Source organism: Neisseria sp. HMSC70E02, assembly GCF_001838645.1.
GTDB classification, from domain to species: domain Bacteria; phylum Pseudomonadota; class Gammaproteobacteria; order Burkholderiales; family Neisseriaceae; genus Neisseria; species Neisseria macacae.
The window spans coordinates 1-5,505 of the sequence record NZ_KV838110.1; the positions used below are offsets into that span (position 1 = coordinate 1).

Sequence of the window (5,505 nt, forward strand, 5' to 3'; positions counted from 1 at the left end):
TATTGTACTATTTTGTTTTTAATTTACTATAAATTTAATCCACTATACATCCAATACATTCATTTTCAGCAATTCCTCTTTTCCTTCATAGTGCAGATGAACTGCATTTTTTATAAATTCGACTTCCTAGACATTCAAATCTGCCCTAACCTTCCCGATTGGAGAATAGTTAGACACAAAGCCGGAGGCTCTCCATTCGCTCAAGGATAAGGGGTCGTCTGAAATCTTCACTCTTTTCTGTAAAAATACCCTTAGCAGCTACAATATAAGGATTCGGGAAGGTTGTTTTAAAGGCCCCTATTCCCCGATTTCCCTTAATAACAAAACCGCCATGCCGGATTAGCATCCACCCAATAAAGCGATAAAACCATCTTTATCTTCAATCAAACGAGCACAGAACACACTCTCTACAAAACACTTCCATTTCAAAAAAGGTCGTCTGAAACCAGATGTGTAATATAGTGGATTAAATTTAAATCAGGACAAGGCGCCGAAGCCGCAGACAGTACAGATAGTACGGCACCGATTCACTTGGTGCTTCAGCACCTTAGAGAATCGTTTTCTTTGAGCTAAGGCGAGGTAACGCCGTACCGGTTTAAAGTTAATCCACTATAAAAAAGGCAAACCCGATTAGGTTTGCCTTTTTTATTACAAGACTTAATGAACGTCTTTCCAATATTCTTTTTTCAGGAAGTATGCCAGAGGCAGCATTACTGCAAGCAAGAACATCAATACGATATAGCCTGTACGTTTGCGCTGGAGTTGCGCCGGTTCACCCATGTAAACCAAATAGTTCACCAAATCGCGTACATAAGCATCGTACTCTGTTTGGACGACTTTGCCGTTTGGCAAACGACGGCTGTGTGCGCCGGTAGATTCCCAATAGAGCTTGGGTTTCAATTCGCCATGTTCGTCTTTCACCATGACCGGCTGACCTTTGGCATCCAGCTCAACCGCTTGAACGCCTTGTTGCTCCCACAAGGGGTGGGGCATGCCGACTTTGTCGAATACGACATTGTTCCAACCGTTCGGACGGGTCGGGTCTTTATAGAAGCCGCGCATATAGGCATACAGATAATCCGCGCCTTTAGAACGGGCAATCAGCGTCAGATCCGGAGGAGCCGCACCAAACCATTTGGCAGCATCTTTAGGATTCATCGCCGCCAACATGACATCACCGACGTTGTCTGTCGTAAACATCAGGTTTTTCTTGATTTCTTCATCAGTCAAACCGATGTCTTTCAGACGGTTGAAGCGCATACCGCTTGCCGAGTGGCAGGATAAGCAGTAGTTGGTGAAAATTTGAGCACCGCGCTGCAAGCTGACTTGGTCGCGCAGGTCAATCTCGACTTTTTCATAGTGTCCGCCACCGCTGGCGACGGCGGCACTCATAGGCACTGCCAATAACAAGGCAGCAAACCAGTTTTTCAGGGTATGTTTCATTTTCGCTGCCCTCATCAGATATTGGTTGCAAACAGGTAAGCACCCACTGCGGTAATACCGACATAAACAAAGAACATGATTTTTTGTTTAGTGGTACTCATGGTTACGCGTTCCGGAACCGGTTTGTTTGTATCCAGTTTGGTATAGAACGGCATACCCAGGAAGAATGCAAAATAGACGAAGGACAGGATACGCGCAACCAAAGTACGGGTCTCGGTTGCTACCATCGCACCCAAAATACCCAAACCGATAAAGGCAATGATGAACAGAACCAATGCGATTTTGAAAATCGGGCCGCGATAGCGGACGGATTTCACTTCACCTTTATCCAACCAAGGCAACAGGGCAATCAGGACAACTGCCGCGCCCATACCGATTACACCCCAAACCTGAGTACCGAGGAATGAAGGAATCGCACGCAAAATGGCGTAGAACGGGGTGAAATACCATACCGGTGCAATGTGCGGCGGTGTTTTCAGCGCGTTTGCCGCATCAAAGTTCGGGGCTTCAAGGAAGTAGCCGCCGCCTTCGGGGGCGAAGAACAATACGGAGCAGAAAACAATCAGGAATACGACAACGCCCAAGATGTCTTTGACGGTGTAGTACGGATGGAAAGGAATGCCGTCGAGCGGAACGCCGTTTTCATCTTTGAGTTTCTTGATTTCCACGCCGTCAGGGTTGTTCGAACCCACTTCGTGCAAGGCGATGATGTGTGCCACGACCAAACCGAGCAACACCAGCGGTACGGCAATAACGTGCAGTGCGAAGAAGCGGTTCAGGGTAACGTCGGAAACGTTGAAGTCGCCGCGAATCCAAGTGGATAAATCAGGACCGATAACAGGGATGGCAGAGAACAGGTTAATAATCACCTGTGCGCCCCAGAAGGACATTTGACCCCAAGGCAACAGGTAGCCCATAAAGGCTTCGGCCATCAATGCCAAGAAAATCAGGGAACCGAAAATCCACACCAATTCGCGCGGTTTTTTGTACGAACCGTAAATCAGGCCGCGGAACATGTGCAGGTACACGACGATAAAGAAGAAAGATGCGCCGGTAGAATGCATGTAGCGGATAATCCAGCCGCCGGACACGTCGCGCATGATGTACTCTACTGCGGTAAAGGCAGCAGGCAGGTGATAGGCATTCAGGTTGCCGTCCGGTTTGTAGTTCATGGTCAGGAAGATACCGCTGACGATTTGAATCACGAGGACGAGCAGAGCCAAAGAGCCGAAGTAGTACCAGAAGTTGAAGTTCTTCGGCGCGTAGTATTGAGCCAAATGCTCATTCCACATTTTAGACAGAGGGAAACGAGCGTCCGTCCAGTCTAACAATGCTTTTGCTTTGCTATTGGTTTGGTTTGCCATAATTATCGTTCCTTATTTTTAGTCTTCGCCTACCAAGACTGTCGTATCGCTCAGATATTTGTAGGGCGGAACAACCAGGTTGGTCGGTGCAGGAACACCTTTATATACGCGGCCTGCCATGTCGAATTTCGAACCGTGGCAAGGGCAGAAGAAACCGCCTTTCCAGTCTGCACCCAAATCCGCAGGGGCAACGTCGGGACGGTAGGTCGGCGAGCAGCCCAAGTGGGTACAGATACCGATGGCTACAAGGATGTTCGGCTTAATCGAACGGGTCTCGTTTTTAGCATATTCGGGCTGTTGATCTGCCTTGGAATCGGGATCAGCAACCGCGCCGTTCAAACTTTTCAGGTCTTTGAGCTGCTGATCGGTACGGTTAACCACCCAAATCGGTTTACCTTGCCATTCGGCAGTCAACATTTGTCCGGATTCGATTTTGCTGACATCGATTTCGACGGCAGCACCTGCGGCCTTGGCTTTTTCCGACGGGAAAAAGCTTGCCACGAAAGGCGTAGCTACGCCCAAAGCCGCCACACCGCCCGCGCCGCACGTAGCCAGCGTCAGAAAGCGGCGGCGACCGCTATTGATTTCTTGATTATCCATTATTCAGTCGTCCTAAAATTTTGGGAATACCGAGCCATTAAACGATGTAATTCTACCTAGTTTACCGTGATACTCAAAGCATTATTTAAATTAAGGTAAATTTTCATGACGATTATCAAGGCTTAAGCGGGATTATCTTCATCGAAATGACAGACTTCCAACTCAAAATGCTGTGCCACGGCCTCGCCCAAGGCGCGGATGCCGTAACGTTCCGTCGCATGGTGTCCCGCGCTGACAAACGCAACGCCTGTTTCATTGGCAAGGTGAAACTGCGATTCCGAGATTTCTCCGGTCAGATAAGCATCGACGCCTTCGTCTATGGTCGTCTGAAAAAATCCCTGCGCACCGCCGGTACACCATGCAATGCGTTTGATTTCGCGCGACATATCGCCGACGGCTACGGGCTGCCGTCCCAACGTTGCAGCAATGTGTTGCAACCATTCAGCCAAAGTCTGCGGCGTTTTCAGACGACCTATATTCAACAGATTCTGTTCGCCGAACCGCCTTTCGACTTCCCAACCCAACTTATCGGCAAGCTGCGCGTTGTTGCCCAACACAGGGTGTGCATCCAGCGGCAGGTGGTAGCCCGCCATATTGATTTGGTGTTGCAATAATGTTTCGATACGCACTTTTTTCCAGCCTGTAATCGTTACCGGCTCGCTTTTCCAAAACATCCCGTGGTGCACCAAAAGCATATCCGCGCCTTGTTTTACTGCAAAATCGACCGCCGCCTTGCTTGCCGTTACCGATGTCGCTATTTTGCCGACTTCCGCCCTGCCCTCGACCTGCAAACCGTTGGGCGCATAGTCTTTGAACATGCCGACCTGCAACACCTCGTCGCACCACGCCAAAATATCATTGCGTTTCGCCATATCATTCCTTTCAACACATAGCGGATTAAATTTCACAGGACAAGACGAAACAACGCCATCTCCGTTTCAAGTCAATTCACCATATTCATACAAAATCGGATCCACATTCTAACCGCAAACCCTGACGCATCCCAATCCCCGCGCCGTTCAACACGCGCCCGCATTTACACCCCGGCATGAAATATTTTAATATTGCCCATTTCAAGAGGTCGTCTGAAAGCGTGAAAACCAATGGATTCCATCATCGAACTTCGCCATCTTAAAACCCTGCTGGCACTCGAAGAAACCGGCAGCGTATCCCTTGCCGCCAAGCGTGTCTTCCTGACCCAATCCGCCCTTTCGCACCAAATCCGCGCGCTTGAAAACTATTACGACACGCCCCTGTTCGAGCGCAAATCCACGCCCTTGCGCTTCACGCCCGCCGGCGAACGCCTGTTGCGGCTCGCACGCGAACTCCTCCCGCAAGTTTCCGCCGCCGAGCGCGACCTCGCCCGCATCATCGAAGGCGAAGCAGGCGAATTGCGGCTGGCAGTCGAATGCCACACCTGTTTCGACTGGCTCATGCCCGCAATGGGCGAATTTCGCCCCATGTGGCCGCAAGTCGAATTGGACATCGTTTCCGGCTTTCAGGCAGACCCCGTCGGACTCCTGCTGCAACACCGCGCCGATCTCGCCATCGTATCCGAAGCCGAAAAACAAAACGGCATCAGCTTCCGCCCCCTGTTTGCCTACGAAATGGTCGGCATCTGCGCCCAAGACCACCCGCTTGCCGCCAAAACCGTTTGGGAAGCAGAAGACTTCATCGGCGAAACCCTCATCACCTATCCCGTTCCCGACGAAATGCTCGACCTGCCCAAAAAAATATTGTTACCCAAAGGCATCAACCCACCGCGCCGCCGCAGCGAACTGACCATCGCCATCATCCAACTCGTCGCCAGCAAACGCGGCATCGCCGCCCTGCCCTACTGGACCGTGATGCCCTATCTCGAAAAAGGCTACGTCGTCCACCGCCAAATCACCGCCAACGGCCTGCAAAGCGAACTCTACGCCGCCACACGCACCGAAGACGCCGACAAAAGCTATCTCGATAACTTCTGCCAAATCGTCCGCGAACGCAGCTTCGCCGACCTCCCCGGCTTGAGCGAACTGAAAATGCACGGACAGGATTAATGTTTTCTTGAAACACGGTGTTATATAGTGGATTAAATTTAAACCAGTACGGCGTT

General features: G+C 50.4%; 5 protein-coding genes and 1 pseudogene. 2 read left to right on the plus strand and 4 right to left on the minus strand.

Annotation, left to right across the window (positions count from 1 at the left end; genetic code table 11):
* Window positions 1-457: 457 nt before the first annotated feature.
* Window positions 458-520, plus strand: a pseudogene (locus HMPREF3277_RS15375) (transposase); the annotation flags it as partial.
* Between the two features lie 137 nt (window positions 521-657).
* Here HMPREF3277_RS15375 and HMPREF3277_RS09200 read toward each other — a convergent pair.
* The 4 genes from HMPREF3277_RS09200 to HMPREF3277_RS09215 form a co-directional block, all read right to left on the minus strand.
* Window positions 658-1,443 carry a cytochrome c1 gene (locus HMPREF3277_RS09200; RefSeq protein ID WP_003765585.1) on the minus strand — a complete coding sequence of 262 codons (786 nt, stop codon included), beginning with the start codon at window positions 1,441-1,443 and terminating at the stop codon, window positions 658-660.
* A 14-nt stretch (window positions 1,444-1,457) separates the two neighbouring features.
* Complete coding sequence (locus HMPREF3277_RS09205) at window positions 1,458-2,807, minus strand: cytochrome b (protein WP_003761392.1); 1,350 nt, start codon at window positions 2,805-2,807, stop codon at window positions 1,458-1,460.
* 18 nt (window positions 2,808-2,825) lie between these two features.
* Window positions 2,826-3,407: a ubiquinol-cytochrome c reductase iron-sulfur subunit gene (petA, locus tag HMPREF3277_RS09210; RefSeq protein WP_070870933.1), complete on the minus strand. Its 582-nt coding sequence runs from the start codon at window positions 3,405-3,407 to the stop codon at window positions 2,826-2,828.
* 122 nt (window positions 3,408-3,529) lie between these two features.
* The gene (locus tag HMPREF3277_RS09215) at window positions 3,530-4,279 is read right to left on the minus strand and encodes a Nif3-like dinuclear metal center hexameric protein (protein ID WP_070870934.1); all 750 of its coding nucleotides are present in this window, start codon (window positions 4,277-4,279) and stop codon (window positions 3,530-3,532) included.
* A 231-nt stretch (window positions 4,280-4,510) separates the two neighbouring features.
* Between HMPREF3277_RS09215 and HMPREF3277_RS09220 the strand changes: the two genes are divergently transcribed.
* Window positions 4,511-5,449, plus strand: coding sequence for a LysR family transcriptional regulator (locus tag HMPREF3277_RS09220; RefSeq protein ID WP_070870935.1), 939 nt, complete (start codon window positions 4,511-4,513; stop codon window positions 5,447-5,449).
* Window positions 5,450-5,505 lie beyond the last annotated feature (56 nt).

What these genes read in the sequence shown, in the direction of transcription:
- HMPREF3277_RS09215 (WP_070870934.1), bottom strand. Translation starts at nt 4,279, where the DNA reads ATGGCGAAACGCAATGATATTTTGGCGTGGTGCGACGAGGTGTTGCAG.
- HMPREF3277_RS09200 (WP_003765585.1), bottom strand. Translation starts at nt 1,443, where the DNA reads ATGAAACATACCCTGAAAAACTGGTTTGCTGCCTTGTTATTGGCAGTG.
- petA (WP_070870933.1), bottom strand. Translation starts at nt 3,407, where the DNA reads ATGGATAATCAAGAAATCAATAGCGGTCGCCGCCGCTTTCTGACGCTG.
- HMPREF3277_RS09220 (WP_070870935.1), top strand. Translation starts at nt 4,511, where the DNA reads ATGGATTCCATCATCGAACTTCGCCATCTTAAAACCCTGCTGGCACTC.
- HMPREF3277_RS09205 (WP_003761392.1), bottom strand. Translation starts at nt 2,807, where the DNA reads ATGGCAAACCAAACCAATAGCAAAGCAAAAGCATTGTTAGACTGGACG.